A 26625-nucleotide genomic window follows, 5' to 3' on the forward strand; every position below is an offset into this window, starting at 1 on the left:
CAATCAAGCCGTTATCAGACTGCTGGCGAAACATCGTTCGGAAGGATTTTGCCGGGATTCATGATGCCCTTCGGATCGATGGCATTTTTGATGACCGCCATGAGATCCACGGCATCTCCGTGTTCCTGACGCAAATATTTGATCTTGCCTGTGCCCACCCCATGTTCGCCCGTCGATGTGCCATCGACCGAAATCGCGTATTCCACCATCTTCTTGTTGATGGCGGCGACCTCGTCGAGTTCTGCCTGGCTCGTCGGATCGACGGCGAAGACAACATGGTAGTTGCCGTCGCCGACATGGCCGAGAATGGCGGCCGGCACGCTGCAGCTACGCAGCAGTTCGCGCGTGTCGAGAATGCAGGCACTGAGCTGCGATACCGGCACGCAGACGTCGGAAGACCAGCCCTTGGCATTCGCACGCTGGGATACGACGGCATAAAACGCATTGTGACGCGCCTTCCACAGGCGGTTGCGTTCTTCCGGCGTATTGGCCCATTCGAAGTCCTTGCCGCCGTTGTCCCCGACGATGCCGGCGACCATCTCGACCTGTTCCTGCACGCTGGCCGGAGAGCCGTGGAACTCGAAGGCCAGTGTGTCCTCGATCTTCAAGGACAGGTTCGAATAAGCATTGACGGCTTCGATCAGACCACGGTCCATCAACTCCATCCGCGCGACCGGAATGCCGAGCTGCACGACTGCGATGGCCGCAGCAACCGCCTGTTCGACATTCTCGAACGAGCAAAGCGCGGCCGAGGTCGTTTCCGGAATGCCATAAAGCCGAAGCGTCACCTCGGTGATGATGCCGAGGGTCCCTTCGGAGCCCACGAAGAGCCGCGTCAGATCGTATCCGGCCGACGACTTTCGTGCCCGCCCACCGGTTCGGATGATCTGACCGCTCGGCAGAACGACGGTTAGAGACAAGACGTTTTCGCGCATGGTTCCGTAGCGCACGGCATTCGTGCCTGATGCGCGGGTCGATGCCATACCGCCGATCGAGGCATTGGCGCCCGGATCGATCGGGAAGAACAGGCCCATGTCACGCAGATGAGCGTTCAACTGCTCGCGGGTCACGCCGGCCTCAACCGTGCAATCCAAATCCTCGGCGCTGATGCGGACGATCTGCGACATGCGGGAGAGATCGATGGAAACACCACCCCGTACCGCGCTCAGATGGCCCTCGAGGGAGGTACCGGCGCCGAATGCGACGACCGGCACGCCTTCGGCCGCGCAGAGCCGCACGGTTTCCGCTACGTCCTCCGTGTTTTCCGCAAAGACGATTGCATCCGGAATCGCGGCGATGTGGTGGGATTCACCGCGGCCATGCTGCTCCCGCAAGGGCTGCGATGTGGAGAAGCGGTCACCGAAACGGTCGTATAGCGCCTCGATAAGAGCAGGGGAGAGCGCGCTCACTTGTCCGCTCCGCGCGACATCGGTGTCGTGAAAGAGCCGTCAAGAATGACGTGGCCAGGATGATCGAGATGCGCCGCCAGCCATTCGGTGAAGACCAGGGAACCCGGCAAGCAAAGAGACATGAGAAACCCCGGAATTGCGATCTGAGGTTTGCGGCCCGGCTGCGTTCGCGCGGGCGCGCACCTCGACTTTACGACAGGATCAGGCGACCAGTTTTGCGCCCTTGAGATGACGTTCGAGGAAGGGCAGGCTGTCCTGCCCCCAGTAAAGCTCGTCCTCATAACGGAATGTCGGCAACCCAAACACACCGGCGTCCTTGGCGGTCTTGTAATTGGCCTTCCATATCGACAACACGGCGTCGCTCTGGGCACGCTCATCCAGCGCTGCGCCATCGAAGCCCGCGGCATCCGCGATTGCGCGACGCACCTGTGCGTCACCGATATTTTCTCCGCGCAACCAGAAGGCCTCCTGCAGCGCTTTCGTCAGCTTGAGCCAGTCTTTGCCCGCATCGATGGCGGCAAGGATCATGAAACCCGCCGGCGTTGGATCCGACAAGGCCGCGCGATTTTCGAAGTTCAGCGTTTTGCCCCGGACGGCCGCCCAACGCTTGAGATCCTTCGTCCAATAAGCTCGACGGGCCTCCGGCCGGTTACGAGAATAGATGGCGCCGTTATCCTCAATCAGGGGGATGACATAGGGGCGGATCGTAGCGTTTTGTTCGGAAGCCAGTGCCGCGAACGCGTCCAGACCAATGAAAGCCCATGGCGAGCCAATGCCGAAGAAATAGTCGATGATCTTTGTCATATTATAGTGCTCTCAAGATGTCCGGTCGCGTAGGATTGCGGCGTCGAATACAGAAAGTGCGCAGTCTCGGGCGACGAGAACCGCTGTTGGATCACGTCCGACTGCCACCGTCGCAAGCGCGCCTTCATAGAGAAGCGATAGATGAGCAGCCGTCTGGTCGGGCCCTAATTCGGCTTTGGAGATAATGGCACGGAAAATGTCGCTCACGGCCTTCTTATGCGTTCGGGCGACGGACACGACGCGTTCTGAGTCGCCATGCTCGGCCACCGCAAGAGCAAATGCGCAGCCCCGGAACTCCGGGCTGTCGGCCTTTTCAAACAGGCGCTCGAAAATAACTCTCACCTGGTCTCTCGGAGCAGCCGTCGCGTTCAAGGCCTCCCGCAAGGAGCGAACAACACGTTCGTGGCGATCCTGGAGATAGGCCGCAACAAGATGATCCTTGGACGGGAAGTGTCGATATAGCGTTGCCTTTGCAACTTTCGCTTCTTCGATAATGCGATCTATCCCAACAGCCCGAATACCTTCGCTGTAAAATAGCCCGCCGGCTGCGGCGAGGATCTGATCTGATATGGGTTCTCTCATTGGATCGCTTCAGGTTGGTGGTTGCATCGTTGAACAATTAGACGGCGACAATCAGTTCGTTGCGGCGAGATCGGTGTTGCTCGCCCGATAGGGCCTGTCGACAAGTGATTGAATCGCGTCAAGCGCCAGTGCTTTGGTGAAGCCGCCTTGATGCTCCAATCTGCCAGCAAGATTCTGGACAACCTCATTGTAGGGTGTCGGAATATTGTGCAAACGACCCAGCAAGACGATTTCGCCGTTGAGAAAATCGACCTCACTCGAAGCGCCTCTGGTAAAACTCTGCCAGGTCGATTGTTGACCGGGATGGATGCCACTGTCCTGAGCTATACGCCACCCTGAAAGATCTGTGGTCCGTTCAGAGGGTGAGGCGAGGTTATAACCGGCAGCCTCGAGAGCCTGGCGAGCTTCATTGACCAGCGCCTCGGCGATGGAGACGCGGAGATCCTCGGCCCCAACGAACAATTCTAAGACGTTTCTGACGTTGTGAAGAAGTTTGGCTGATTTCCAACGGCGGATATCATTGCTGGTTTCCGCCAGATAATTAGCGCGGGTGAGGTCCGCCGCAATCTGCTCGGCTGTTTCATCAGAACCCGACGGGAAACGCCCTATGGTGACCACGCCGACCTGCGGATCACCCGCCACTGCAACGGAGCCGGTTTCGGTAAACCGTGCTGGCGTCAGAATACTAGCTCCGTAAACCCTGGCGAAAGTTCTGAGCGCAATCGCTTCTGTCGCCAAGCCATTTTGAAAGGTGACGACGGGGAGAGTGGCAGCCGTTGCACCTCCCGAATCCGACACAGGACGCCATGACCAGGAGGCCAGGGAGCTTGCCGCGTCCTGAGTTTTGACCGTCAACATCAGGATATCATCGAGGGTCAATTTGGGCGGGTCGCTGAGGTCGAAAGCGTTAAGCCCGATCTGTCGCTTGCCAGAGGGACGTTGGTAGCTCAAACCATACCTCTTTATATGGCCGATCTGTGCGCCACGTCCGACGAGCGCATATGTGATGCCGGAAAGTTCGAACTGCGCAGCGAGGCTCGCACCAACCGCGCCTGCCCCCACGATAACGTATCGTGTCATCTCTCTTCCCAAATCTGATTTATGACCAAGGCGGACTAGCGTGTGGCGTCAGCGAGAAGGTCGACAAGCCCACGTTTGAAACATAGGCATGTAAATGGGCCGAAGAAAGACAGGTCGTTCTCTTTCTACTGATTTCGTAGAAAATAGTTTGGAATTTGGACGTTTTACGGCCACCTTAATCTCCGCCGGCCATGGATCAAATAAGAAGCAAATTCTGGAAAATGCCTTCGGTAGATCCGGTGACGAGGGCGACTTTACCTGAAAGGTCGATGTTCAACTTGCTTCTCCTGGAAGGTTGGCCGGGCGGCGCATTCATCGCGCCGCCATCAGCTTGTGGACGGAGCCGGCGTTTCAGACCCGGTGATGCCGATGCTCGTCGGGCCGCGCCGGAGCGGCTTACGCCGCCGCGTTCAGGGTATTGAAGGCGGCCCGGTGCGAGGTGACGAAGTCCTGAACGGTCATCGGCGGCACGCCTGTCACTTCGGCGATGATCTTGTCGGCACCCGAGAAGATGCCATTCTGGTAATCGAGGGCGATCGCGCAGAAATGCTGGATCAGAAATTCCGGCAGGCCGAACTTTTCCAGGCGATCGCGATAGGCGGGGATGGTCAGCGGCTGGTAGCTGATCTTGCGGCCGAGCACCTCGCTGATGGCCGCGGCGATGCCCGGCTGGTCAAGCTCGGTCGACCCATGAAGCGTGTAGGTCTTGCCGATATGGGCGGCCGGATCGGCCAGCAGCGAGGCGATCAGGCGGGCTTGGTCCTCGGCGGCGATCGGCGCATGACGGCCAGCGCCGTAGGGCAGATCAATGATGCTCTGCTCGACGATCGTCTTGCGTGCAAACGGGTAGAGCAGCCATTGCGAGAAGAAGGTCGGCCGCAGGTGGATGGTGGGAACACCCGACCAGTCGAAGACCCGCTCGGCGATCCAGTGATCGCGCGCCGCATGGCTCTTGGAGTCCTCGCGCGCGGAGATCTGCGACATGTTGATTACGGCCTTCAGCCCGGCGCGCCTGGCCGCATCGGCGAAATATGCCGTCGTCTGGATGATGCCGGGACGGACCGGATAGCAGAAATAGGCGGCAGTGGTGCCGGCGGCAGCGCGGATAACGTCGTCATGCTCGAAGAGGTCGCCAACCACGACCTCGGCGCCTTCGTTGCGAAGCGCGTCGGCGCGCTCGTCTTGCCTGTGGACCATAGCGCGGACGGAGTGGCCTTTTTCGAGCAGGCGTTGGACGGTGTAGCGGCCGGTCTCACCGGTTGCGCCGGTAACGAGGAACTTGTCAGTCATTTCTATCTCCTTGTGTTTGGCTGCATCATAAAGTGTGTAATTACACAGTTTTGAGTAAAAAGGGGAGCTACCCGCCGAGGTTCAGCTCCAGGATTTCATCGCGCATGCGCACGGCGCGGTCCTGTCCGACCTCCCGCTCAAACGCGGCCTGGGCGTTTTCCCAAAGGGGGACAGCCTCCGCCACCTTTGCGACGCCGGAGGGGGAGAGGGTGACATCGAAGGCGCGGCCGCTGTCGGCTCTCCCGGCGACAACCCATCCGGCTGCCTGCAGCGGCTTCAGCGCGCGGACGAGCGTCGTACGCTCCATGCTCAGCATATGGGCCAGACTGGTGATCTTGAGGCTCTGGTAGGCTTCTAGCAGCGACAGGATGGAGAACTGCGAGACCGACAGTTCGGCAGGCGCCAGATGATTGTCGTAAAGACGGCTCAGATGCCGCGCGTTCTGGCGGGCGGCGAGGGCGTAACACAGATGGGGACCAGTGGGTGTCGGCATGGGGCACATCTAAATGTGCAATTGCACAGTGTCAAGCGCGAATCTCGGCGCCACATCCCGATTCCAAGGCTCATTGCTTGACGTGCAATTACACACTATATCCCGCAAGGTCGATGTTGAGTTTGGATCGCGCTCACGCGGCCACCCCAGAAATCACGCCTTCCGGAGAAACGTCATGACGGGCAGCAACGGAGAAAAGCACCCATTCCTCGATGATCTTGCCGATGACGCCGAACTGAGAGGGACGGTCCTGCGCCGTCCGGTTTCCGGCCGTGACAATATCAAGCGCCTGGTCGAGGCCGTCGGCACGCTCTATGCCTCGCAGACGCCGACCTTCTATGGGGCGATCGATCAGCGCCATTTCCTGCAATACAAGGCAACACTTCGCACCAGCCTCGATCTGGAAGCGGTAGGTGTCATCGAGCGCGACGAGGCCGGGCTCGTTCGGCGCGTGACGATGACGTTTTTGCCTTTGGACGCTGCGCTGTCGCTGTCGGCAGGACTGGGCGGCATTGTCGGGGAGGAGTTTGGTGACGATCTCTTTTACGACGCGTCGGTCAACGAGATCACGGCGTCCTGATTGCCAGACTCGCATACGATCGCACGCAATGGCACCGGAGGCTGGGCTACAGCCAGCCCCCGGCTTTTTCCACGCCATCAGCCGCGAAGGAACGCCAGCAGATCGGCGTTCAATCGGTCCTTGTCGACATGCAGCAGCCCATGGGAGCCGCCTTCGTAGACAATGAGCTTGGCATGTGGAACGAGCCCGGCGGTCAGTTTCGCGGAGATTTCCAGCGGGACGATCTGGTCGTCGCTGCCGTGGACCACCAGCGCGGGAACGGTGATCTTCTTGAGGTCGTCGCGGAAATCGGTTTCGGAGAAGGCGCCAAGCGCGTGATAGGCGGCAAGAAACCCGGTTGCCTGTCCCTGACGCCAGTAGCTCTCCCTGAGACCTTCCGAGACGTGCGAGCCCGGACGGTTGAAGCTGTAGTACGGCATGGTGACGTCGAGATTCCACTGCGACCGGTTTGCCTGCACAGCGGCGCGGAACGTATCGAACAGCTCCTTTGGCGCTCCGTTTGGATTGGTCGCGGTCTTGAGCAGGAAGGGTGTCACCGAGGAGACGAAGGCGACCTTGGCGACGCGGCTCTGGCCGTGACGCGCGACATAACGCGCGACCTCGCCACCGCCCATCGAGTGGCCGACGAACGTTGCCTCGCGCAGATCGAGCGCTTCGACCAGTTGCGCCAGGTCGTCAGCGAAGGTGTCGTAGTCGTAACCGCCGGACGGCTGGCTCGACCGGCCAAAGCCCCGACGGTCATGGGCGATGACGCGATAGCCGTTCTGCAACAGGAAGAACATCTGGTCCTCCCAGGCGTCGGACGAGAGCGGATAGCCATGGCTAAATACCACGGCCGGACCGGTGCCCCAGTCCTTGAAGTAGAGGTCGGTGCCGTCTTTCGTGACCAGGCGTTCGCCTGTGAGCTTCCCGGCATGGACTGACGCGGGCGTTTTTGCTGCCGCCAAGTTCGCACTGGCACCGGCCGCCGCCAGTCCGACGCCGGCGATGGCAGCCCCTTTCAGCAGGTTGCGCCGGGAAGCACTGTCGGGTGTTGAGATCGTAGACATGAGGAAACTCCGTGAGATTATGCCGCCTGGGCGGCGCGAGTGGGTAATGTGGTTGGACGTATCGGCGCGATGTTCAGGCCGGGTGCGGGGATCAGAAGCCGAGCCTGCGCAGATCCTCCGCGACGAACATCTGGCCGCTGCGATTCTTGACGCTCGGCAGCTCGGAGACTTTTGCGCGCCAGGACTTCAGCGCGGAATGATCTTCAGGGATGGCAATGCCGGCGGCGTCGGCAAACATCAGCCCGGCAAACACCGTGATGTCGGCCATCGAGAATGCATCGCCGGCGACGAACGACTGGTCCTGCAACAATCTGTCGAAATATGTCATGCCGGCGAGCGCCTTGTCGCGCTGGCGGTTGCCCCAGTCCTGGCGGCCAGCCCATTCCGGGCTCTTGAACACTTGTAGCTCGGCGCCGAGGCCGGGGGTCGCGTGGTGGAAATAGTTGCCGACCGCATCGAGCAGTTCGGTCTCGGCCCGCTTCTGCATCATGTGGATGACGGCCTTTTCCTTTGGCGTCTTGCCGGTGAGCCGCGGATCGCCGTCGAGATTGTCGAGGTATTCGGTGATGGCAGTGGCCTCCGCGATGTAGGTGCCGTCCTCGAGCTGGAGCACCGGCAGCACGCCCGAGGGGTTCTTTTGGAGGAAGGCGGGTTGCTTGTGTTCGGCACCGATAAGATCGACGGAAACAAACTCGACCTGCGGTTCGAGATCCTTCTCGGCGAGCACGATGCGGATGCGGGCCGGATTGGGAAACCCGGGGCGATCGAAGATTTTCATGGGAGACTCCTTTATCTGTCTATCGATAGATAGATTACAGTCGTCGTTTATCCCTTCCCTTTTCCGGCGTCAACAACTATCTATCGAGTGATAGGTAAGGATCGATGATGGCCAAAACCAAAACGGATATGCGCGAGGCGGTCATGAGCGCCGCAAGAGCGACGGTGCAAGCGCACGGCTATAATGCGCTTAGCTTTCGTGAGCTCGCGAAAGAAGTGGGGATCAAGAGTGCCAGCGTGCACTACCACTTCCCGACCAAGGGCGCCCTCGGCGCTGCATTGGCGCGCCGCTACACCGAGGACGGAGCAGCCTATCTGACGGAGCTGCTGGCGACGTCCGAAAACGCGACCTGGTGCATGGACAGATATACTGAGATCTTTCGCTCAGCTCTGGCAAACGACAATCGCATGTGCCTGTGCGGAATCATGAGTGCCGAACTTGACGACCTTCCCACGGAGGTTCGGACCGAGGTCGATAAATTCGCCGCTATGAATGTCGGGTGGCTATCCAAGGTGCTTTCGCGGGCCAAGCCTTCCGCAAGCGACCAAGACCTGCAGGAGCACGCGATGGCGATCTTCGCAGCCATCGAGGGGGCCCAGCTGGTCGCGCGGGGCTGCCAGGACATCGGCATCTATGACCGGACGATCCGGGCTTACCGAGCGACAGATCTCTTCCCGTAATTGGCCGGCGGCTCCAATGGGAGTGGAAGTTGCTCAAGTGAGGGCGATGTGGCTCGCCGGATAGGTCGGCCGGCGGACTTGAGCAAAATACCACACTTCAGCGGCATCTGCGGTCGAAATACCCCTCCTACTCAGTCAGTTGATACTGCTGGCCGCGGGCGTGGTTCAAAATCAGCAGCAATACGGGATCGTCGGGTCCATCCCCGTCAAGACCGGCAGGTAGGCCGTCGTCTCGGTGCGCACTTGGTCTCGCGCGCGGCAGAACCGCCTCTGTTTGGCAGCCGCACAGAACGTTACGAGGCCTCGATTCTACCTGCAACCTGTTCGGGAGTGTTGAAGACGTGGATTTTTAGATTTAAAGATGACTAAAATAATCATCTTATGTTGACAAGGCCAATTTCGCTCCATAGGTTCCGCCCGCATCCGTGGCGTAGGGACCAAGCAATGGCACGTGTTTTTTTGAATGTTTCTAATAATGTATCGCGAATTTATAGAGATAGCCTATTTGTCACGACAGCGATCGTCCTGATCGGCATTGCGGCATCGCCGGCTGCGGCCCAAAGCGCCACCGATGCCAGTGCGACAGCGCTGGAGCCGATCGTCATTCAAGGCGGCGCAGCCTCTGATAGCAAGGCTGACCGGACGTCCGTTGCCGCTAAGAACAGCTCGGCTGCGACCAAGATCAACACGCCGCTCGTCGAGACGCCACGTTCGATCTCTGTCACCACCGAAAAGGAAATCGAGCAGCGTGGCGCCCAGAGCATCATCGAGGCCGTGCGCTATTCGGCCGGCGTGACGACCGGACCGAACGGCTTCGACCCGCGCTTCGATCAGATCTTCATTCGCGGCTTCAACATCACGACGGTCGGCGACTATCGGGACAGCCTGCGGCAGCCCTATATCAATTACGGCATGTTCCGCACCGATCCCTATCAGCTGCAACGCGTCGAGGTGATCAAGGGACCGGTATCCGTTCTCTACGGCTCGGGATCGCCGGGCGGCCTCGTCAACAAGATATCGAAGCTTCCGACCGAAGAGCCGATCCACGAAGTCGGCATCTCCTACAGCACCAAGGATCGGGCTCAGGCGATGTTCGATTTCGGCGGACCGATCAGCGAGGGGAACGACGACTTCCTTTATCGCATCGTCGGCCTTGCGCGCCACGGCGACAACAATTTCGATATTGCCGACGATCGCTATTTCCTGGCACCATCCTTCACCTGGAAGCCCGACGAAGGCACGTCCTTCACGCTGTACGGCCTGGCGCAGTCCGACGAGACCGATGCCAATGTCGGCGCGATCACGACCGTCGACGGCAAAATTCTCGACATAAGGCAGAGCGATCCCGACTATGACTACCAGAAGGTCAAGCAGCAGCAGATCGGCTATCAGTTCGAGCACGAATTCGACAACGGCCTGACGTTCCGCCAGAACCTGCGCTATTCGCATCTCGATCTCAGGGCGCGTTACCTCGGCGTTTCCAGCTGGACCGGGACTGTCGCTCATCGTAACGCGAGTTCGATCCGCGACGAGATGAACGTCTTCCAGGTCGACAACCAGCTCGAGGCGAAGTTCGATACGGGCCCGCTTGCCCATACGATGCTGTTCGGCCTCGATTACACCAATCTCCAGTCGAACTGGGGCTACGGCATCGGGGCGGTGAACTCGGCCTTCGATTTCGATATCGCCAATCCGACCTATGGTGTTTCGGGCGCCACGCCGGACTATAACTTCATCGTTGCCGATGCCGATATGCGCCAAGTCGGCGTTTACGCCCTTGACCAGATCGAGGCTGGAAACTGGCGTTTCAACCTCGGCGGTCGCCAGACCTGGGTGAACCAGACGCGTGACACGACCTATCCCTCCTTCGGCTTGAACGACTCGGAAGACGTCAACAAGAACGCCTTCTCCTGGCAAGCCGGTGCGCTTTACCTCTTCGACAACGGCATTGCACCCTTCGTCTCCTATGCGACCTCGTTCGACCCGGTCACCAACCGGTCGGCATCCGGCAAGATCCTGGAGCCGACCGAGGGCGAACAGTACGAACTCGGCGTGAAGTACCAGCCGCCGGGCACCGACATCCTGCTGTCGGCGGTCGCCTATCACATCGTCGAAAAGAACAAGCCGGTGCTGGTCAATCCGCTGACCCTTGCCTACGACTCGCTTGGCGAAGTGACGGGAAAGGGCATCGAGCTTGAAGCGCGCGCGGCAATCGCCGACGGCCTCGATATCATTGCGGCCTACACCTACAACCATTCCGAGGTGACCGCAGGCGACAATGAGGGCAACACGCCGGCCTTCACGCCCGCGCATGTCGCAAGCCTCTGGGCCAACTATACTTTCCAGGAAACCAATCCGTTCAACGGCCTGTCGGTCGGCGCGGGCGTCCGTTATGTCAGCGAGAATTGGACGGATACCGCCAATACCTCGAAGAACCCGTCGAGCTTCTATGTCGATGCATCTGCCGCTTATGATTTCGGCGCGATCGACAAGAACTACGAGGGCCTGACGGCTGCCTTCAATATCCGCAACATTGCCGACCAGCGCGACACCGTGTGCAACGAGGGCTTCTGCTATCTCGGCCAAGGCCGCAACATGACGGCGACCCTGAAGTATCGGTGGTAATAGATGGCGCCGGAGACGACCCGAGCGCTCCAGCCCGCGACGTTGGTCGCTGATCATCCCGTCGCCCACCAGGCCGTCGACCTCGACGGCCTGGTGGGCGACGGCCCGTTCTCCTATTGCCGCGGCAAGCTGCTCAGTTCTCCACCGCAGACGGGCATCGTCATTCCCTGCAGGGATCTTTGCGACCGGGCAATCTTCGACGAGATCATTGGCCGATATGCGCAAAAGTTTCCAGGCAGCGACCGTCGTGCGATCGTCTCCATGTGGACGCTCTACTATTTCAGCATGCTGACGATCGCCCCCAGCCTCCACATGTTCGTGCACCGGATCGGGCTGCCGTTGGAGATCGACCGGCTTTCGCTCGTCTGCAACGAGCATACGGGCGAGCCGGAAGCATTCGTGATGTCCGAAAGACCAGACGTTACCACCGATCCCGCCGACGAGCTTCACCGGCTGATGCGCCGCCACGCCGAACCGGTGATCGCGGCGATCGCCGCCAATGCCGGCGTCGCTCCGAAGCTTCTCTGGAACAATGTCGCGGCGTATCTCTCCTGGATTCTCAAGGAGCTCGCCCATCGTCACGAGCCCGGCCTCGTCGAAGGCGGCCTGGCGCTGCTTGAAGAAGCTGTATGGCCATGCGGCGGGCGTAATCCGATGTTGGGCATGATCCGCATAGCGCGCCAGCAATGCGGACTGGAGTTCGCTCGCCGAAAGGTCTGCTGCCTGCGCTACAATCTGCCGGGCGTGGGTGGCTGCGGCGAAGCGTGTCCGCTGCCGGAAGGGCGCCATTAGCTCCTATCGGCTCGCCAAGGTCCTGAAGAGACGATGGATGGCAGTCGGCGATGACGAGAAGGGCCGCTCCGATGTACCGCGCTGCTCATTGCCAACGCGCCAGGCAGAAAGTCCTGTCGCCTCAAAACACGGCTTCACCTGCCTCAACGTCGGCGAGCGGCTTGACCATGAACAGGCATGGATGATCCTCGTGCCAGAGCTTTGCAAAGACCTCCGCCCGCACAAAGCCGTTCCGGTCATAGAAGCGCCGCGTCGCCTCGAACTGCGGTTCGTCGCGGTCGCGCGGGGCGAGAGTCTTGACGGTCAGCAGTCGGGCACCCGATTCATGGCCGAAACGTTCGGCCGCATCGATGAGATGGCGTCCGGCGCCGCGACCGTGATGTTCGGGTCGTGTCGCAATCAGCGCGATCTCGACGGCGCCGGGCGGGTGCGGCTTCAAGGCCATCAACGCAGTCACGACGTCGGCTTCGACATAGCCGAACACCGGTAGGTCTTCGATCGCCTGAGCGCTCGCTTCGATGACCTCAGGTTCTGAAAACCAGTCGGGCAAAGCCCCCATGATCGATCGGCAGAGCTCCGCCTTGCCCGTCAGGATCTCCACTGTCCTTCCCATTTTTTCTCGCTTTCATCAGGTCGATTTAAACTTGACTCTTGTTATCACCTTAAAATAGACACTGCAATCAAATCGTGTACTTTCCTCGAAAAAGGAACGCCAAGACCGCATCGACCAGCACCGACAGAGCCTGATTTTCCATTTGTAAAAAGGGTACAGGACAATGCACACATTGCATCGTGATGTGAACGGAAATGCCGTGGTCAACGCCATGATCGAAAACAAGGAAAAACTCCTCAAAACGATTGAAAGCGTTGTCAAATCAAAGTCATATTCCGAGGATATATTTCAGGATGGAGTCATTAAAGCCTATGGAGTCAAAACCGACGGCATTCGTTGCCCGATCGGTTACGCCTTCCGGATGGTCTATAATCTCGCACTCGACGAGAGCCGCCGGCGACGTCAGCAGATGAACAACTATAGGTCGATCGACCAGGTTCAGGAGATCACGGCTCCCATCCCCACCGTGCTCGACCAGCTTGTCGCCGCCGAGACTTTGCGCAATGTGCTTGCTTCGCTAGAGGCGCTGCCGAAGCGAACCAACGATGCCTTCATTCGCCATCGCCTCAACGGCGTGCCGCAGAAGGATATTGCAGCCGAACTCGGCGTCTCAAGGACCCTCGTCAACTTCATGATCAAGGCGGCAGAGGAGCATTGCCATCTGGCAATTACTGAGCCTGCTTCCCGCCCCGACCATGCGCACCGACAGGACCCTACCGCTTCGCGGCGTGCAGCGCCTGCTGCAAATCACTCCACAACAGTTCCGGCTCTTCCAGGCCAACGGCGAAACGAACCGTCTGCTCGCTCACACCGAACCGGATGAAGGAGGTCATCCGGTCGGGGATCTGCAACGCGACCTTGGCGGGGACCACCAGCGTTTCTGGTCCCCCCCAGCTGACACCGAGGCGGATATCGCGAAGGCTATTCACAAAACGGGCGACATCGATATCGGGATTGAGGTCGAAGGCGAACAGCCCGGCATAACCCGTGAGCGTTGCCCGTCCGGGATGCTCCTGGAATGCCGGGTGACGAACGCGTGCGATCGCAGAATGTTCCTTCAGCCGCCCGGCCAACAATAGCCCGCTGCGCTCGTGCTCCTTGAGACGGACACGAAGCGTGCGCATGCCGCGCAGCAGCAGCCAGGCCTCGAACGGTGACAGTTTGGCGCCGACATAGGGGTAGGATATTGAATTGATCCTGGCGATGGCCTCCTTCGAGCCGACGACGACGCCGGCGACCGTATCGCTGTGACCGCCGAGATATTTCGAGGCGGCGTGAATGACGATATCGACGCCATGCTGGATCGGTTTTTGAAAGAGCGGCGTTGCCCAGGAATTGTCGATGATTGTGGTAACACCGGCCTCCTTTGCCATGGCCGACAGCGCCGCAATGTCCTGAAGCTCGAAGACGAAGGATGTGGGGTTTTCGAGGTAGAGCAGCTTGGCGCCCGACAGGGCCTTGCGGACCTCGTCGTGGTCGGCAGGATCGACGAAGTCCACCGCGACACCGAGCCTGCCGAGCAGCTTCACCAGAAGGCGGTAGACATCGTTGTAGAGATGGCGAACCGCAACGACCCGGTCTCCCGCCTCAACGAGACTGAGAATTGTCGAAGTAATGGCGGCCGTTCCGCTCGAGAAAGCGCGTCCATCCTCTGCGCCCTCGAGGCGGGCGACCAGGAGTTCGAATTCTCGGACGGTCGGATTGTCGCCGCGCGAATAGATGTAGTTGCGAGTGCGGCCGGCGAAGACATCCTCCATCGCCTCGTAACTGTCGTAGGCGAAGAGCGACGTCTGGAAGATCGGCGGAGACACGGCGTTGAATGCCGCCGGATCGACAGGCGTAAAGAGATCGTCAGCGGCCGCATGGGCGCCAAGGTCGTGCGGGTTGATCGACTGGTTCATGGTCATCCTCTCATGGACAAAAGCTGGGATATGGACGGATGGAGGTCAGATGATCGGCAGCGCGCTGCCGGAGCGCGCTGAACGTCCTCATCAGGCAGACGGCCGACAGCAGGCCGGTCAGGGTAGAAGCCAGGAACGTTGCTGCCAGCAAGCCTGAAAAGCCGAAGTACGGCGGCAGGAGAGCCAGCAGCGGAAAGAGAAGATAGCCATTCTGCGCCAGGCCGATGGCAACCGCCGCTTTCGGTCTGCCCTGAGCCTGGAAGAGGATCAGCACCGTTTGCCGCAGGCCGAACAGCAGAAGGGGAAGATGGGTTGCTATGATCACCTGCCCCGCGATCCCGATCACCGTCGCATCGTCGGTGAAAAACGAGGCAAGCTGTTCGGAGAAGGCGAGCGCGGCCAGCCCGTAAGTGCCACTCACCGCAGTAGTGACCGCTGTCAGGATGCGGGCTGCCGACAGCACTCGGACTGTATCGCCTCGACCCCAGGCAAAGCTCAGGATGGACTGGGCCCCGAGTGAAATACCGATGACGGGGAGTGTTCCCATAGCAAGCAGCCGCAAGGCAATCCCGACACCGGCAATGCCGGCTTCTCCGTGATAGGTGCCGGCGAGCGACACCATTGCCGCAATCGCGCCTGCGGTTGCGAGACTGGTCAGCGTCGTCGGCGCGCCCACAGCAAGGACAGGCCTGAGATAACCGATATCTCTCCACCGCCAGCCAAACGCCAGCCGGACCGTCCCAAGTCGTCTGGCGTGGTAAGCAGCATAAATGCAAAGTGCGACGAGTTGGGACAGGATGGTTGCGATCGCAACGCCCTGCAGGCCGAGGCCGAAGCCAAAGATCATGATCGGATCGAGGATCATGTTCAGCGCAAAGCAGGCGACCAGCGTCCACATGCTGAAGCGGGCATTGCCCTCTGCGATCGCCAGGAAATCGAGAATGATCTGCGCCATCGTCAGCGGCACCGAGACCGCAATGATCATCAGATATTGCTGCGCGAGCGGCTGAAGGGCAGGCGTGGCGCCGAACAGCAGCAAATCTGGAAATGCGAGGATTGCGATGGCGCTTGCCGCGCCGAAGGCGACGCCGGCAGCAAGGCTAACGGAGGCAATGGCGCCAGCCCGGGATCGGTTGCCGGCTCCGAGCGTCCGCCCGACCTCGGTTGCGACACCGACGCCGATCCCTTCGCCGAAGGCGGCGACGAGCATGAGGACCGGCAGGACGATCATGATCGCCGCGATCTGGTCCTCACCGATCATTCCGATGAAGATCATGTTGATCGTGTGATGGGCGGCGTTGATCGACAGGCCGAACATTGCCGGCAGTCCAAGCCGAAGCAGCAGTCTGAAAAGCTGGGGACTGGCAAGGTCCTCCGGTGCGAGGCGCTGCCGTCTCCGAAAGCTGCCGCTTGCGTCGCTCATGTCGTTCATGACGCGGGCACCCAGAGACGATCACCGAAGAAGCGCTCGCGGCCGAGCATCACGAGGAGCGCCCGCTTGTGCGGAAAATCGAAATGCTTGACCTTGGCAAAACCCGAGCGGTCGAGGTTGCGGATCTGCTGTTCGTGACTGGCGCGCGGCTCGCCGACGATGCGCTTCGTGCGCGGATCGTCGAGGAAGATGAAATGCATCAGCGAAGGAAGCCATGCGCTGATCCATTTCTTGCCGCGATAATCGGGCTCGCCGATCGCCACATGCCATCCACGATCATAGTCGTCGGCGTCGTAAAAGGGACCGAGACGGTTCTCCTTTGCCCAGTAGACTTCGAAATAGCCGAAAGGGATATCCGCGAAACTGCCGATCAGCGGCAGGACATGCGGATCGGTGATCCTCTCCTCCAGAATCTCCCGATGTTTGCCGATCGAGCCTGCATCCTCCCAGATCGTGTTGACCTGTTCGTCGTTCATCCAGCGATGAAATGCTGCAAGATCGGTCTCGGCATCGGCCACGGTGAAGGCTATTTCCCGTTCCAGCCAGGGGATGAAACGCTGGTAGACCGTGCCCTTCGGCTTTGCAGGTCGGCGCGGATGATACCGGCCCGCGGTCATCTCCTGCACGGGCGGCAGCGGATAGGACAGCTGCGGCAGCCAGAGCGATGGCCATTGCCATAGGATCGCCGAATCGAGCCTTCCGCCTGTGCCGGCAATGTGTCTGGGAAGGCTTGTCTGATGCCCTTCGAAGACGACTGATGTAATCGAGCGATCTTGTGCCGTCACCGCTTCGGCGGCCGCCATCAGAAGCTCCGGCGATTGCACCGGATCCCCATGATAGAAGGTCACCGACGCTATGCCGGCCTCGACCTCGAATGCGGCTTCGTGGTGGCCGTAGGCGGTCTTGAGGTGAATGAGATTGGGTGCAAGGCTGATGTAGCTGCGCGACTGCAAAGCGCGCCTTTGTTTGGCGGCGTCGAAATCCATGATGTTCTCCTTGCCGGTCGGGCTTTTAGCGCTGCGAGCATGAAGAAAGCTCCTGCGTCGATTTGGTAGAATGACGATCCATCTCCGGCCGGATTTAGGGATAAGCGAAGAAAAAAATTCTCATCAATTTTCTAAACTGCAGCCTGCCGGATCCGTCACTTGCGCATGACCATCATCACCGCAGGAGCTGCGAATGGATAATCTTGAGCCTCACGACGATCTTTGGATCGCCGTCATCGACACCGAGCGTCGCTACTCGGTCTGGCCGCAGGACAAGCGGATTCCCTTGGGCTGGGAGCCGGCGGGCTTTGCCGGTTCGCGCCAGCAATGCCTGGCGCATATCCGTGACGTCTGGGCGGACCCGCGCCCTCTCTCTTTGCGCTCGGCAATCGCCGGCGACGCGCGTCTCTGAAACCGGCTGGATGACACGGATGAACAAGCAGATCACAAACTTCGCAGATGCCCACCCGACCGATATCGCAACGGACGCGGTCTTCGAGAGCTTTCCACTGACGATCGCCCAGAAGCGTATCTGGTCGCTGGAGCAGATCGGCAACTACACGGTCTTTCCCGACCAGGTCATTTCGCTGCGATTGAGCCCGGCGTTCGACGTCAAGACGATTGCCGGCGCCTGCCGGACGCTGGTGGCGCAACATCCCTCCCTTGCCACCCGGTTCCGCCGGCTGGCGGGCGGGCGCGTCGAACAGTACTGCGGCACACTAAATGCTGTACCGATCGAGATTGTCGGTGAAGGTGCTGCGCTTGCCGAGCAGCATGCATTGACCGCACAGAAAGCCTTCCGCGACAGACGCTTCGATCTTCTTGCCGGTCCGCCGGCACGTGTTCAGATTGTCTTGCTTGCGGATGGACAGTCGCTTCTGACGATCGTGATTCATCCAACATCTCAGACGATCGCGAGAAGTCGATTCTTACCGGCTCCCTGACGCGAAGTCTCGATGGCGGACCCACCCGCGATACGCAGCTACCAGATATCTTGGCCGGAACGCGAGAGGCCGATTGGCTGCAGACAGAGCAGGCGCAGCAATCCCTCTCCTACTGGCGGCAAACGATCGGCCTCGACTACGCGGCCACGACCTTTCCCACCCGCTTCAACAGTGGCGGGCTGGCAGGTGTGGCACGCGCTCAGCATCGATTTTCGATCGAGCCCGGTCTCTGGGAAAAGCTCGATCGACATGTGCAGCAAAAGGGATATCAGGTCGAGCGCGTGTTGCATGCCGCCTTTTGCGCGCTGCTGGCACGCTACAGCGGCAACTACGCTTTGCTGACCGGGCTCCTGATCGCGCGGCCGCAGAAGGACCACCTTGCGAACCGCGGCCGTGCCGAACAGATCCTTCCCCTCACCCTATCGCTAACATCCAGAAATTCGCTCGACGATGTCATCTCTGCGATCACTTCGGTAACGCAGGAGGGGCTTCGCCGGCTGGTTCCGCTGGAGCGCATCACCCAGGAACTGGTCGTCGACGAAGCGGCGGCCCAGGAAGCCGTGGTCAAAGCCCTGTTCGAATTCCGCGAGCCGTATCCGATCCCCGGGCACGCAACAAATCTGGAGCCCCTGGGCGCGCGCGCCGACAGCGAGCTTTCCCTGGTGATCGAAGCAGGTCTGGATGGTGCTGCATCCGGGCTGATCGATTATGCACAGGATCTCTATGACAGCGCCGTGATTGCCCGTGTCTCCCGGCATTTCATCCTTGTGCTCGAGCAGATCGTTGCGCGGCCGAACGTGCGGATCAAGGACATCGAACTTGTGGGCAGCGACGAGCTCGACCAGTTGTCGGCGCCCTACGAAGATGACGTGGTCAACGATGACAGGCCGGTCCACGAGCTGATATCAGCCCATTCGCGCCAGACGCCGGAGAAGACGGCGATTGTCTACGGTGACGAGGAATGGAGCCATGGCTGGCTAGAGGCCGGCACCAACCGTCTCGCACATCGGTTGCGTCAGCTGGGTGTTCGCGCCGAGGTGACGGTCGCCATCTTCATCAAGCGCTCGCCAGAGGCAATCGTCGGGATCCTCGCGACGCTGAAGGCGGGCGGCGCCTATATCCCGGTCGAGCCCGACCATCCGCCGGCACGCAACCATCACATTCTGCGCGATGGCGGTGTCAAAATCGTTCTGACCCACAGCTGGCTTCGCCATCGGCTGCCGGAAGAGCTCGACGCCACTATCCTCGACCTCGACAAGATCGACCTCGACGGCGAGCCGGATACGCCGCTCGATATTCCCACTCACAAGGATCAGCTGGCCTATGTCATGTATACCTCCGGATCGACCGGATTGCCGAAGGGCGTGGCCGTCGAGCACGGCCCGCTGACGCACCATCTGCAGAACACCTCGCGTGTCTATGGCATGAGCTCGGCGTCCCGTGAGCTGCCGTTCCTGCCTTTCAGTTCGGACGGCGGGCACGAGCGATGGATGAACCCGCTGATGGAGGGCGGCAGTATCATCCTTCCCGATCAGCCACTGTGGACGCCGGAAGAGACATTGACGGCCATGCGCAAGCACGGCGCTAACAATGCCAGCATTCCCACAACCTATCTGCAGCAGCTGGCGGAATGGGCTGATATTTCAGACGGCGCGCCCCCAATGCGCCTTTATTCCTTCGGTGGCGAGGGGCTGGCGCAACCGACCTTCGATCTGCTGTCGCGGGCGCTGAAATCGGAATGGCTGATCAACGGCTACGGGCCGACCGAAACCATCATGACGCCGATGGTCTGGAAGGTGAGGGCGGGCACGAAGTTCCAGGGGGTCTATGCTCCCCTCGGTCGCGCTGTCGGGTTAAGGCGCGTCTATGTGCTCGACCCTGACCTCAATCCGTGCCCGATCGGCGTGACAGGCGAACTCTATATCGGTGGTGAGGGCATCGCACGCGGCTATCTCGGCAAGCCGGATACGACGGCGGACCGCTTCATCCCCGATCCGTTCTTCACCGAGGGCGGCCGGCTTTATCGTTCCGGCGATCTGACGCGTTGGCGTGATGACGGAACCGTCGAATTCGTCGGTCGTGTCGACCATCAGGTGAAGCTGCGTGGCTACCGGATCGAGCTCGGCGAGATCGAAGCGGCGCTCCTGCAGCAACCCGGCGTCGGCGAGGCTCTGGTCGTCCTGCGCGATGACGATGCCGGCGGTGAAAAGGCGCTCGTTGCCTACGTCGTTCCGAAGAAAGACGAGACGCTTGACGTCGAGACGACCCGCACCGCCCTCGAACGCAGCTTGCCGTCCTATATGGTGCCGGCTGCGGTGGTCGAACTGGAAAAAATGCCGACCAATCCGAACAGCAAGCTCGATCGATTTGCGCTGCCGGCGCCACAACCGGTCAAGCGCGCAATCGTCGAGCCGGCAACCGTGCTCGAAGAAGAGGTGCTGGATGTCTGGCGGCAGGTACTCAAGTTGGAAGCAATCAGCGTCGAGGACAATTTCTTCGCGATCGGCGGCAATTCGCTCGGAGCGATCCGTATTCTTTCCTTGCTCCGGCAGCGCCGGCCGAAAACCCCGCTCATCGTCGCCGATATCTTCAACAACCCGACCATTCGCTCGTTTGCCGGCGTGATGGAGCAGGGGGATCAACGGGATCTCTCCGAGGTGATCGTGCTGCGCGCTTCCGGCGCCAAGCCGCGGCTCTACTGCTTCCCGGGGCTTCTCGTCAGCACCCGCGAATATGTCAAGCTCGTCGACTATCTCGGAGCCGATCAGCCGGCGACCGGCTTCATATGCCACTCGCTCTCCGAGAAAAAGGCAGTCGGCGCTCCGGTCGAAGAGATCATCGAGAGCTATGTCGATTATATCGGGACACACAGTCAGGGCGCGCCCTGCTATTTCCTCGGCTGGTCCTGGGGCGGGCTTCTGGCCTACGAGGCTGCCCGCGCCCTCGGTGATCAGGTCGACGTCAGGATGATGGCGATGGTCGATGTTTGCGATCTCGGATCGGAATTTGCGATCGGCGCAAAGCCGAGGTTCCGGCCCGGCGAGCGCGATGAGCTTCATCGAGACGTGCAGGCATGGCTTGGAAGAACGGCGATGCGTCCCGAATGGGACCGGCTGCTGTCGACGATGGACGCGGATACCTACGACCAGTTCCTGCGTTTTGTCGGCGACGAAAAGGACCCGCTTCCAAACGACGGGCCCGATATCAGCAGTCGTGAGCATACGTTTTGGGTGCTGATCGACAATGCCCTGATCTTCCGCAAGCACCGGCTCGTTCCTCACGATGTACCGATCTATCCCTGGGCTGCCGACGACAGCCTCAACCGCGGCCTCAACCTGATCGACTGGCGCCGCCTGTCGCCGCGGGCGCATGCGGCCGAAATCATCACCGGCACCAACCATCTGCACATGATCGGGTCTCCCGCCTTCCACTCAAGGCTTGCCCTGCGTCTCAAGGAAACAGAGAAGGATATCGCATGACCGTCGCTTTTGCCCGCAGGGATGCCGAGCCGCTGGATATTGCTGGCATCGGCATCGGCCCCTCCAATCTGAGCCTCGCCTGCCTGTTCGAGTCGGTGCCCGAGATCAGAAGCCGTTTCTTCGAGCGACGAGACTCCTTCGACTGGCATCCCGGCATGATGATGCCCGGCGTCGAGCTGCAATCGTCCTTTCTCAAAGACCTCGTCACCCCGGTCCTGCCGACCAGCCGCTGGTCATTCGTCTCCTATCTGGTTGCCCATAAGAGGCTCTACGCTTTCCTGAACGCCAATTATGAGGCCGTTCCCCGGCAGGAGTTTGCACGTTATCTCGCCTGGGTCGCCAACGGCGTGGACGGCCTGCGCTTTGGCACGGAAATCCGCGACGTCGAGCACCGCGACGACCGCTTCTTCCTGCGGTTCGACAACGGACAGGAAGAAGCGCGAAACCTGGTGATCGGCACGGGATCTTCACCCTTCGTGCCCGACTGGGCAAAACCGTTTCTAGGGGCCGATTGCTTTCATAACAGCGAGGCCAAATCGCGTCTCGGCGATCTCGGCACCGCCCGCATCGTCGTGGTCGGCGGCGGTCAAAGCGGCGGCGAGGTCGTCGAAGCCTTGCTTGGCGATCCCGGTTCCATGACGGAGCTGACATGGATCAGCCGGCGTCATAATTTCGAGCCGATCAACGATACGCCGTTTTCGAACCAGGTCTTCTCACCGGAATACGTCCAGGCCTATCTGAAGCTCGGCGGCGAGCAGAAGCAGGCCGCTTTGAAGAACTCGATCCTGACCAGCGACGGCTTGTCGATTTCGACGATTCACTCGATCTATCGCCGCCTCTATGCGTTGCGCTACCTCGAGCCGAGCACGCTCAATGCCTCTCTGGCGCCCAATCGCGATGTGATTCAGATGGAGCGGAACGGCAATGCCTACCGGCTCATCGTCAGGAACCAATTCGACGGCGGGATCGAGGTGCTGCATGCAGATGCGGTGGTGCTGGCAACCGGCTACCGGTTCCGATTGCCGGATGCTCTCGGCTCGCTGGGCGACAGGATAACGCTCGACAGAAACGGCTATCCGCTTCTCAATGACGACTACACGATGCAGTGGACGGGTCCGCGGACCAACCGGGTGTTTGCGCAGAATGCGGGGCGCTATTCGCACGGTATCGCCGACTCTCAGCTCAGCCTCATGGCCTGGCGCAGCGCAACCATCGTCAACACGCTTATCGGCCGGCAGCATTTCGATGCTGAACCCGACAATGGGCAACTGGCCTGGGCGACGGAGACCGCTGCCGCAATGCCTCATCAGCTCCGAGCCGGCTATTCGGACGGCATGTTATCGTCCTGAAATAGGCGTATCGAAATGCCGGGGAGCCCCGATTGAGAGCAAGCAGCCAGCGCGACGACGTGCTGGCTGCCGCTTTCGACCAGACGGTGATGCCATCGTCGATCGCGATCGCCGCCTGTTATGACAGGGATGCCATCCTTCCAGGAAAAGGCGACGTTGCGAGGATCCACGCGCAGCCCGACGCCGAGTGCCTTTAGATGGCTCTCCTTCAGCGTCCAGAGTGCAATGGCGCCCCGTGCACGTTCGCGCGCAGGCAATTCCATCAGCCAGCGCCGTTCGTCTGCACTGCAATAGCTATCCACTGCCGCCTCTTCGATCTCGGCGTCGACGCGCTCGCAGTCTATTCCCACGTAATCACATCCTGAAGCGACCGCGACCGCCACAAGCCCGTCGGCATTGGCGAGGCTGAATTGCGGCCTATCACGACCCTCAAGCCTCAGCTTGCCGTGCCTGTCTGGAGACAATGGGACCTTGCTCGGCGATATCCCGGTCTGCAGGCTCAACAGTTGCCGCAAGAGATACCGGCCGGCAATGAACGAGGCCCGATCTCGTTCAAACCGATAGGTCGCGGCGCGATCCCGTTCATCCGATGAAAGCGACTGCATCCAGCGGTTCCAGTCGCTTTCGTTCTTGGAATACTGCCAGAGCGCTATTTCAATGTCGGCAGGTTGGTTTTCTGATTGCTGCATGGACCCAGTATGTGTTCCGTGGATCGATTGGCAAGCATGCAGGTGCTTGCCGACGTCGCGTACGGCAGGAGAGCTGCGTGAGCGGATCGGCGTTTCCCGTCCTGAAGGCGATTGGCATTCCAACGCTCGTTCTCGATGGCGAAGATGACGAGATCGTGCCGATCCGAATCAATGTCGACCGATCCTTTTCTTGGTATCGAGACCTCACGTGCTGAGATTTTTCGCTCGCAATGGCTGCTATTTCCTTGGATTTCCAGGAACTTTAAGTCGCAGGGCGCTGAATTGATCGCGGAAGTATGGATCTGCTCAGAAGTTCCAAGGAAATAAGGCGGGATCCTTGTTTAGTTAATACTAAATTATTGAATCTGGCGCGAAATCTTGCATCAGCCGGCACGCCGATCGTCCCAGCTACCTTGGAGGAGACCCGCATGAAGCGCCCGAGCATCAAGCAAGCCCTGATCTTAAAGCTGTCGATCATCAGTCTATTCATGGTTGGCCTATCCTATGTCTCGCTGAGCACGATTTCGACACTTCGTGCCAATACTGAGCAGATTGGGACCTTCTGGATGCAGAGGCTTGTGACGGCTCGCGAGATCAAGGATAACTTCCTCGACCTGAAATTGGTCTATGCCCAGTACCTCCTGGAGGATACAGCAGAGGAGCGGAATGTCGGCCAGCAAAAAATCGATGCCGCCGGCGCCGCACTCGAGAAAGTTGTCACCGAATACGAAAAGGGCGTGCGCACCGAGCGTGGGCGCGAACTGATCAATCAGATCAAGCCGGAACTCGCCAAATATCGCACGCTGGCAGAGCAAATGATCGCGTTTGAAAATGACGGGAAGACGCCTGAAGCAATCCGCCTCTTCAAGGAGAATATGGAGCCGCAAGCCGAACTGGTGAACAAGGCGGTGGCGGATCTGGTCGCTTTCATTCTCAACCAGGCCGAAGGCTTTGTGACCGCGAGCGGTGATTCCGCACAATCCGCTTTCATGCTGACGGCCGCGATCGCAGGGCTGGCCGTGCTTCTTGCCATAGCCGGCATCTTCTTTGCGATATCGGGCATCGCCAACCCAATCCGAAGCATCGCCTCAGCCATGCGGCGCTTGTCGGATGGCGATCTTGACAGTGGTATTCCCTATGCCGGTCGCGCCGACGAAGTCGGCGAAATGGCCGGTGCGGTTGAAATTTTTCGTCAGAATGCCCTCAACGTCGTCAGGCTCGAGAAGGAAGCCGCCGATTCCCGCAGCGAGAGCGAGGCAGCGCGCGCCGCCGCCCAGCAGCGCGCCGAACGCGAGGCGGAACAATTGCGCTTCGCGACCACGACATTGGGCGGAGGCCTCCGGCGGCTTGCAGCAGGCGACATATCCTTCCAGCTTTCGGAGCAATTTGCGGCCGAATACGAAGCCTTGCGCGAAGACTTCAACGCCTCGCTCCGGCAATTGGGTGCGACGATCGGCGCAGTGCTCCAGACGGTGCACAGCATCGATAATGGTACCGGTGAAATTGCATCTGCCGCGCAGGATCTTTCCAAGCGTACCGAACAACAGGCGGCCTCTCTCGAGGAGACGGCTGCAGCCTTGGACGAGATCACGTCGAATGTGACGATGGCGACCAAACGCACCGACGAGGCACGCAATGTGGCCAAAGAAGCCGATATCAGCGCTCAGCGGTCGGCAACTGTCGTCTCGCAGGCGGAACAGGCCATGCGGCGCATCGAAGACAGTTCACAGCAGATTTCCAACATCATTAGTGCAATTGATGAGATCGCCTTCCAGACGAACCTCTTGGCGTTGAATGCCGGCGTTGAGGCTGCCCGTGCGGGTGAGGCGGGCAAAGGTTTTGCAGTCGTCGCCCAGGAAGTCCGTGAGCTTGCCCAGCGCGCCGCTCAAGCGGCCAAGGAGATCAAGGGCTTTATTCAAAAATCGTCAACTGACGTGGAAAATGGCGTGAAACTGGTTCTCGAAACCGGAACGTCGCTGAAGTCGATCGGTGAGTATGTCGTGCACATCAACCAACTCATGGATGCGATTGCCACATCGGCGCGTGAGCAGTCGACGGGACTTGCCGAAATCAACACGGCCGTCAATCAGATGGACCAGGCGACCCAGCAAAATGCGGCGATGGTCGAGCAGTCGACGGCTGCCGTTGCCTCATTGTCCTCCGAGGCAGGCCGTCTGCGGGATCTGGTCAACCAGTTTCAATTGGACGGCGACAAAAGCGCAGCGGACGGGCAGCGCAGCGGACGGGCCTTCGAAGGCAACAGGCCAATCCACTTGGTCGCTTCGCGGCGCGTGACGCAAAGATGACGCGCGGCTGACGTCAGATCAGATACGCTTGGGCGATCGTCCTCCATCATTCGTCGTAATGTATCAGAGCGACAGCATCATCTCGCCGCGACGCACCATCGTTCAGGGGGTGAGGCCGTGGGCATCTGCTTCCCGGATCATTTCGACCATGGCCGGACGAAAACCCATGGAAGTGAACAGGGATCGGGCCGCCTCGTTCTGAAACGCCGTCGACAGCACAAAGCGCTCAGAACCGCGCGCTTGCAACGTCTCCATCGCCGCGTCCAGCAGAAGACGACCAATGCCCTGCCCGGCGCCTATCGGCTGCGACAAACGGGTCATATATGCCGCCGGCCGGTCCTCTCAGAGCCATGTAATCAAAGCCTCCGCGCGCGGCATACACATATCCCGATAGCGAACCGCTTTCTTCCGCGACCAGCAGAATGGCATCGGGCCGCGCGAGCTCGCTGTCGAGGAAGTGCGGATATTTGGCCAGGGTGTCTGCCGTGGCCTGGATGAATCTTTTCCCGTCAAGCTCGTGGTGGAGCGCCATCAGCAATGCACCGAATCCGCCGAGATTCTTCATCTCTCCCGGCGAGGCAGGGCGCACGATTACTTTGGATTCATCGATTTTCGTCAACATGGACAATGCTGATGCCTTCTGGCCTAGTCGGGACAGCATGGCAGTCGCTGTGTATGCGATGACATGAAGGTCCACCAGGAAATGTTGAAATCGAAGCCGGAAAGTAATACCTAATGCCAAAGCGGTATTACGAGGTTTCGGT

24 protein-coding genes and 1 pseudogene are annotated in these 26625 nt (G+C 60.0%); 9 read left to right on the forward strand and 16 right to left on the reverse strand.

Translation table 11 applies throughout. The features are described from left to right. Window positions 1-14: 14 nt before the first annotated feature. The 7 genes from U5G49_RS27450 to U5G49_RS27480 all read right to left on the reverse strand — a co-directional run bounded on the left by U5G49_RS27450 (window position 15) and on the right by U5G49_RS27480 (window position 5658). A complete protein-coding gene (locus U5G49_RS27450) occupies window positions 15-1409 on the reverse strand; it encodes an FAD-binding oxidoreductase (RefSeq protein WP_193444910.1) in 1395 nt (464 codons plus the stop codon). After that, window positions 1406-1531: a rhodanese-like domain-containing protein gene (locus U5G49_RS27455; protein WP_281365504.1), complete on the reverse strand. Its 126-nt coding sequence runs from the start codon at window positions 1529-1531 to the stop codon at window positions 1406-1408. The genes U5G49_RS27450 and U5G49_RS27455 overlap by 4 nt, the downstream gene beginning before the upstream one ends. Window positions 1532-1610: 79 nt before the next feature. Continuing rightward, on the reverse strand, window positions 1611-2213 hold the full coding sequence (locus U5G49_RS27460; protein WP_018245543.1) for a 2-hydroxychromene-2-carboxylate isomerase: 603 nt from the start codon (window positions 2211-2213) through the stop codon (window positions 1611-1613). Between the two features lie 12 nt (window positions 2214-2225). Continuing rightward, window positions 2226-2795, reverse strand: a complete 570-nt coding sequence (locus tag U5G49_RS27465; protein WP_193444909.1) for a TetR/AcrR family transcriptional regulator — start codon at window positions 2793-2795, stop codon at window positions 2226-2228. Window positions 2796-2846: 51 nt separating this feature from the next. Next, entirely contained in the window at window positions 2847-3875 is a 1029-nt protein-coding gene (locus U5G49_RS27470) for a ketopantoate reductase family protein (protein WP_193444908.1), read from the reverse strand. 396 nt (window positions 3876-4271) lie between these two features. Continuing rightward, window positions 4272-5165, reverse strand: a complete 894-nt coding sequence (locus U5G49_RS27475) for an NmrA family NAD(P)-binding protein (protein ID WP_018516833.1) — start codon at window positions 5163-5165, stop codon at window positions 4272-4274. A gap of 67 nt (window positions 5166-5232) precedes the next feature. Next, on the reverse strand, window positions 5233-5658 hold the full coding sequence (locus tag U5G49_RS27480) for a MarR family winged helix-turn-helix transcriptional regulator (protein ID WP_018245547.1): 426 nt from the start codon (window positions 5656-5658) through the stop codon (window positions 5233-5235). A gap of 175 nt (window positions 5659-5833) precedes the next feature. Between U5G49_RS27480 and U5G49_RS27485 the strand changes: the two genes are divergently transcribed. Further along, a complete protein-coding gene (locus U5G49_RS27485) occupies window positions 5834-6238 on the forward strand; it encodes a hypothetical protein (protein ID WP_037082774.1) in 405 nt (134 codons plus the stop codon). Between the two features lie 77 nt (window positions 6239-6315). Here the strand turns inward: U5G49_RS27485 and U5G49_RS27490 are convergent, their stop codons facing one another. Continuing rightward, a complete protein-coding gene (locus tag U5G49_RS27490) occupies window positions 6316-7287 on the reverse strand; it encodes an alpha/beta fold hydrolase (RefSeq protein ID WP_193444907.1) in 972 nt (323 codons plus the stop codon). 91 nt (window positions 7288-7378) lie between these two features. Next, complete coding sequence (locus U5G49_RS27495; protein WP_018245550.1) at window positions 7379-8065, reverse strand: glutathione S-transferase family protein; 687 nt, start codon at window positions 8063-8065, stop codon at window positions 7379-7381. Between the two features lie 104 nt (window positions 8066-8169). Here U5G49_RS27495 and U5G49_RS27500 point away from each other — a divergent pair, with 104 nt between their 5' ends. The 3 genes from U5G49_RS27500 to fhuF all read left to right on the forward strand — a co-directional run bounded on the left by U5G49_RS27500 (window position 8170) and on the right by fhuF (window position 12162). Further along, window positions 8170-8745, forward strand: coding sequence for a TetR/AcrR family transcriptional regulator (locus U5G49_RS27500; protein WP_182565187.1), 576 nt, complete (start codon window positions 8170-8172; stop codon window positions 8743-8745). A 444-nt stretch (window positions 8746-9189) separates the two neighbouring features. Further along, complete coding sequence (locus tag U5G49_RS27505; RefSeq protein ID WP_193444906.1) at window positions 9190-11370, forward strand: TonB-dependent siderophore receptor; 2181 nt, start codon at window positions 9190-9192, stop codon at window positions 11368-11370. Window positions 11371-11373: 3 nt separating this feature from the next. After that, window positions 11374-12162 (forward strand): siderophore-iron reductase FhuF, encoded by a 789-nt coding sequence (gene fhuF / locus U5G49_RS27510; RefSeq protein ID WP_193444905.1) that lies wholly within the window; start codon window positions 11374-11376, stop codon window positions 12160-12162. 121 nt (window positions 12163-12283) lie between these two features. Here the strand turns inward: fhuF and U5G49_RS27515 are convergent, their stop codons facing one another. Then, the gene (locus tag U5G49_RS27515; RefSeq protein WP_018444677.1) at window positions 12284-12775 is read right to left on the reverse strand and encodes a GNAT family N-acetyltransferase; all 492 of its coding nucleotides are present in this window, start codon (window positions 12773-12775) and stop codon (window positions 12284-12286) included. A 163-nt stretch (window positions 12776-12938) separates the two neighbouring features. On the opposite strand from U5G49_RS27515, the gene U5G49_RS27520 reads away from it, so the two are divergent. Continuing rightward, the gene (locus U5G49_RS27520) at window positions 12939-13598 is read left to right on the forward strand and encodes a sigma-70 family RNA polymerase sigma factor (RefSeq protein ID WP_131714460.1); all 660 of its coding nucleotides are present in this window, start codon (window positions 12939-12941) and stop codon (window positions 13596-13598) included. Here U5G49_RS27520 and U5G49_RS27525 read toward each other — a convergent pair. From U5G49_RS27525 to U5G49_RS27535, 3 genes are read right to left on the reverse strand one after another with little or no spacing between them, the layout of a single operon-like run. Then, on the reverse strand, window positions 13489-14676 hold the full coding sequence (locus tag U5G49_RS27525; protein ID WP_193444904.1) for a PLP-dependent transferase: 1188 nt from the start codon (window positions 14674-14676) through the stop codon (window positions 13489-13491). The genes U5G49_RS27520 and U5G49_RS27525 overlap by 110 nt on opposite strands. 10 nt (window positions 14677-14686) lie before the next feature. Further along, window positions 14687-16108: an MATE family efflux transporter gene (locus tag U5G49_RS27530; protein WP_193444903.1), complete on the reverse strand. Its 1422-nt coding sequence runs from the start codon at window positions 16106-16108 to the stop codon at window positions 14687-14689. Further along, window positions 16105-17094, reverse strand: a complete 990-nt coding sequence (locus U5G49_RS27535) for a GNAT family N-acetyltransferase (protein ID WP_193444902.1) — start codon at window positions 17092-17094, stop codon at window positions 16105-16107. Before U5G49_RS27535 ends, U5G49_RS27530 begins: the two co-directional genes overlap by 4 nt. A 193-nt stretch (window positions 17095-17287) precedes the next feature. Between U5G49_RS27535 and U5G49_RS27540 the strand changes: the two genes are divergently transcribed. The 3 genes and pseudogenes from U5G49_RS27540 (at window position 17288) to U5G49_RS27550 (ending at window position 22866) form a co-directional block, all read left to right on the forward strand. Next, complete coding sequence (locus U5G49_RS27540) at window positions 17288-17506, forward strand: MbtH family protein (RefSeq protein ID WP_018071314.1); 219 nt, start codon at window positions 17288-17290, stop codon at window positions 17504-17506. Window positions 17507-17525: 19 nt separating this feature from the next. Then, window positions 17526-21517: pseudogene (locus tag U5G49_RS27545) on the forward strand (amino acid adenylation domain-containing protein). Further along, window positions 21514-22866: a lysine N(6)-hydroxylase/L-ornithine N(5)-oxygenase family protein gene (locus tag U5G49_RS27550; protein WP_018245560.1), complete on the forward strand. Its 1353-nt coding sequence runs from the start codon at window positions 21514-21516 to the stop codon at window positions 22864-22866. Before U5G49_RS27545 ends, U5G49_RS27550 begins: the two are co-directional and overlap by 4 nt. Here U5G49_RS27550 and U5G49_RS27555 read toward each other — a convergent pair. Then, window positions 22839-23555, reverse strand: a complete 717-nt coding sequence (locus U5G49_RS27555; protein WP_193444901.1) for a 4'-phosphopantetheinyl transferase family protein — start codon at window positions 23553-23555, stop codon at window positions 22839-22841. The two genes, U5G49_RS27550 and U5G49_RS27555, sit on opposite strands and share 28 nt — an antisense overlap. Window positions 23556-23983: 428 nt before the next feature. Here U5G49_RS27555 and U5G49_RS27560 point away from each other — a divergent pair, with 428 nt between their 5' ends. Continuing rightward, window positions 23984-25861 (forward strand): HAMP domain-containing methyl-accepting chemotaxis protein, encoded by a 1878-nt coding sequence (locus tag U5G49_RS27560; protein ID WP_193444900.1) that lies wholly within the window; start codon window positions 23984-23986, stop codon window positions 25859-25861. Between the two features lie 102 nt (window positions 25862-25963). On the opposite strand, the gene U5G49_RS27565 is transcribed toward U5G49_RS27560, so the two are convergent. Together U5G49_RS27565 and U5G49_RS27570 are read right to left on the reverse strand one after the other, a co-directional pair. After that, window positions 25964-26182, reverse strand: a complete 219-nt coding sequence (locus U5G49_RS27565) for a GNAT family N-acetyltransferase (protein ID WP_322790956.1) — start codon at window positions 26180-26182, stop codon at window positions 25964-25966. Beyond that, window positions 26088-26489, reverse strand: a complete 402-nt coding sequence (locus U5G49_RS27570) for a hypothetical protein (RefSeq protein WP_246289094.1) — start codon at window positions 26487-26489, stop codon at window positions 26088-26090. Before U5G49_RS27570 ends, U5G49_RS27565 begins: the two co-directional genes overlap by 95 nt. Between the last annotated feature and the right edge of the window lie 136 nt (window positions 26490-26625).

It is taken from the genome of Rhizobium indigoferae (assembly GCF_034554815.1).
GTDB lineage: Bacteria > Pseudomonadota > Alphaproteobacteria > Rhizobiales > Rhizobiaceae > Rhizobium > Rhizobium leguminosarum.

Bases quoted from the DNA above. Each gene is read 5' to 3' on its own strand.
- U5G49_RS27455 (WP_281365504.1), bottom strand. From the start codon at position 1,531: ATGTCTCTTTGCTTGCCGGGTTCCCTGGTCTTCACCGAATGGCTGGCG.
- U5G49_RS27460 (WP_018245543.1), bottom strand. From the start codon at position 2,213: ATGACAAAGATCATCGACTATTTCTTCGGCATTGGCTCGCCATGGGCT.
- U5G49_RS27465 (WP_193444909.1), bottom strand. From the start codon at position 2,795: ATGAGAGAACCCATATCAGATCAGATCCTCGCCGCAGCCGGCGGGCTA.
- U5G49_RS27470 (WP_193444908.1), bottom strand. From the start codon at position 3,875: ATGACACGATACGTTATCGTGGGGGCAGGCGCGGTTGGTGCGAGCCTC.
- U5G49_RS27475 (WP_018516833.1), bottom strand. From the start codon at position 5,165: ATGACTGACAAGTTCCTCGTTACCGGCGCAACCGGTGAGACCGGCCGC.
- U5G49_RS27480 (WP_018245547.1), bottom strand. From the start codon at position 5,658: ATGCCGACACCCACTGGTCCCCATCTGTGTTACGCCCTCGCCGCCCGC.
- U5G49_RS27485 (WP_037082774.1), top strand. From the start codon at position 5,834: ATGACGGGCAGCAACGGAGAAAAGCACCCATTCCTCGATGATCTTGCC.
- U5G49_RS27490 (WP_193444907.1), bottom strand. From the start codon at position 7,287: ATGTCTACGATCTCAACACCCGACAGTGCTTCCCGGCGCAACCTGCTG.
- U5G49_RS27495 (WP_018245550.1), bottom strand. From the start codon at position 8,065: ATGAAAATCTTCGATCGCCCCGGGTTTCCCAATCCGGCCCGCATCCGC.
- U5G49_RS27500 (WP_182565187.1), top strand. From the start codon at position 8,170: ATGATGGCCAAAACCAAAACGGATATGCGCGAGGCGGTCATGAGCGCC.
- U5G49_RS27505 (WP_193444906.1), top strand. From the start codon at position 9,190: ATGGCACGTGTTTTTTTGAATGTTTCTAATAATGTATCGCGAATTTAT.
- fhuF (WP_193444905.1), top strand. From the start codon at position 11,374: ATGGCGCCGGAGACGACCCGAGCGCTCCAGCCCGCGACGTTGGTCGCT.
- U5G49_RS27515 (WP_018444677.1), bottom strand. From the start codon at position 12,775: ATGGGAAGGACAGTGGAGATCCTGACGGGCAAGGCGGAGCTCTGCCGA.
- U5G49_RS27520 (WP_131714460.1), top strand. From the start codon at position 12,939: ATGCACACATTGCATCGTGATGTGAACGGAAATGCCGTGGTCAACGCC.
- U5G49_RS27525 (WP_193444904.1), bottom strand. From the start codon at position 14,676: ATGAACCAGTCGATCAACCCGCACGACCTTGGCGCCCATGCGGCCGCT.
- U5G49_RS27530 (WP_193444903.1), bottom strand. From the start codon at position 16,108: ATGAACGACATGAGCGACGCAAGCGGCAGCTTTCGGAGACGGCAGCGC.
- U5G49_RS27535 (WP_193444902.1), bottom strand. From the start codon at position 17,094: ATGGATTTCGACGCCGCCAAACAAAGGCGCGCTTTGCAGTCGCGCAGC.
- U5G49_RS27540 (WP_018071314.1), top strand. From the start codon at position 17,288: ATGGATAATCTTGAGCCTCACGACGATCTTTGGATCGCCGTCATCGAC.
- U5G49_RS27550 (WP_018245560.1), top strand. From the start codon at position 21,514: ATGACCGTCGCTTTTGCCCGCAGGGATGCCGAGCCGCTGGATATTGCT.
- U5G49_RS27555 (WP_193444901.1), bottom strand. From the start codon at position 23,555: ATGCAGCAATCAGAAAACCAACCTGCCGACATTGAAATAGCGCTCTGG.
- U5G49_RS27560 (WP_193444900.1), top strand. From the start codon at position 23,984: ATGAAGCGCCCGAGCATCAAGCAAGCCCTGATCTTAAAGCTGTCGATC.
- U5G49_RS27565 (WP_322790956.1), bottom strand. From the start codon at position 26,182: ATGACCCGTTTGTCGCAGCCGATAGGCGCCGGGCAGGGCATTGGTCGT.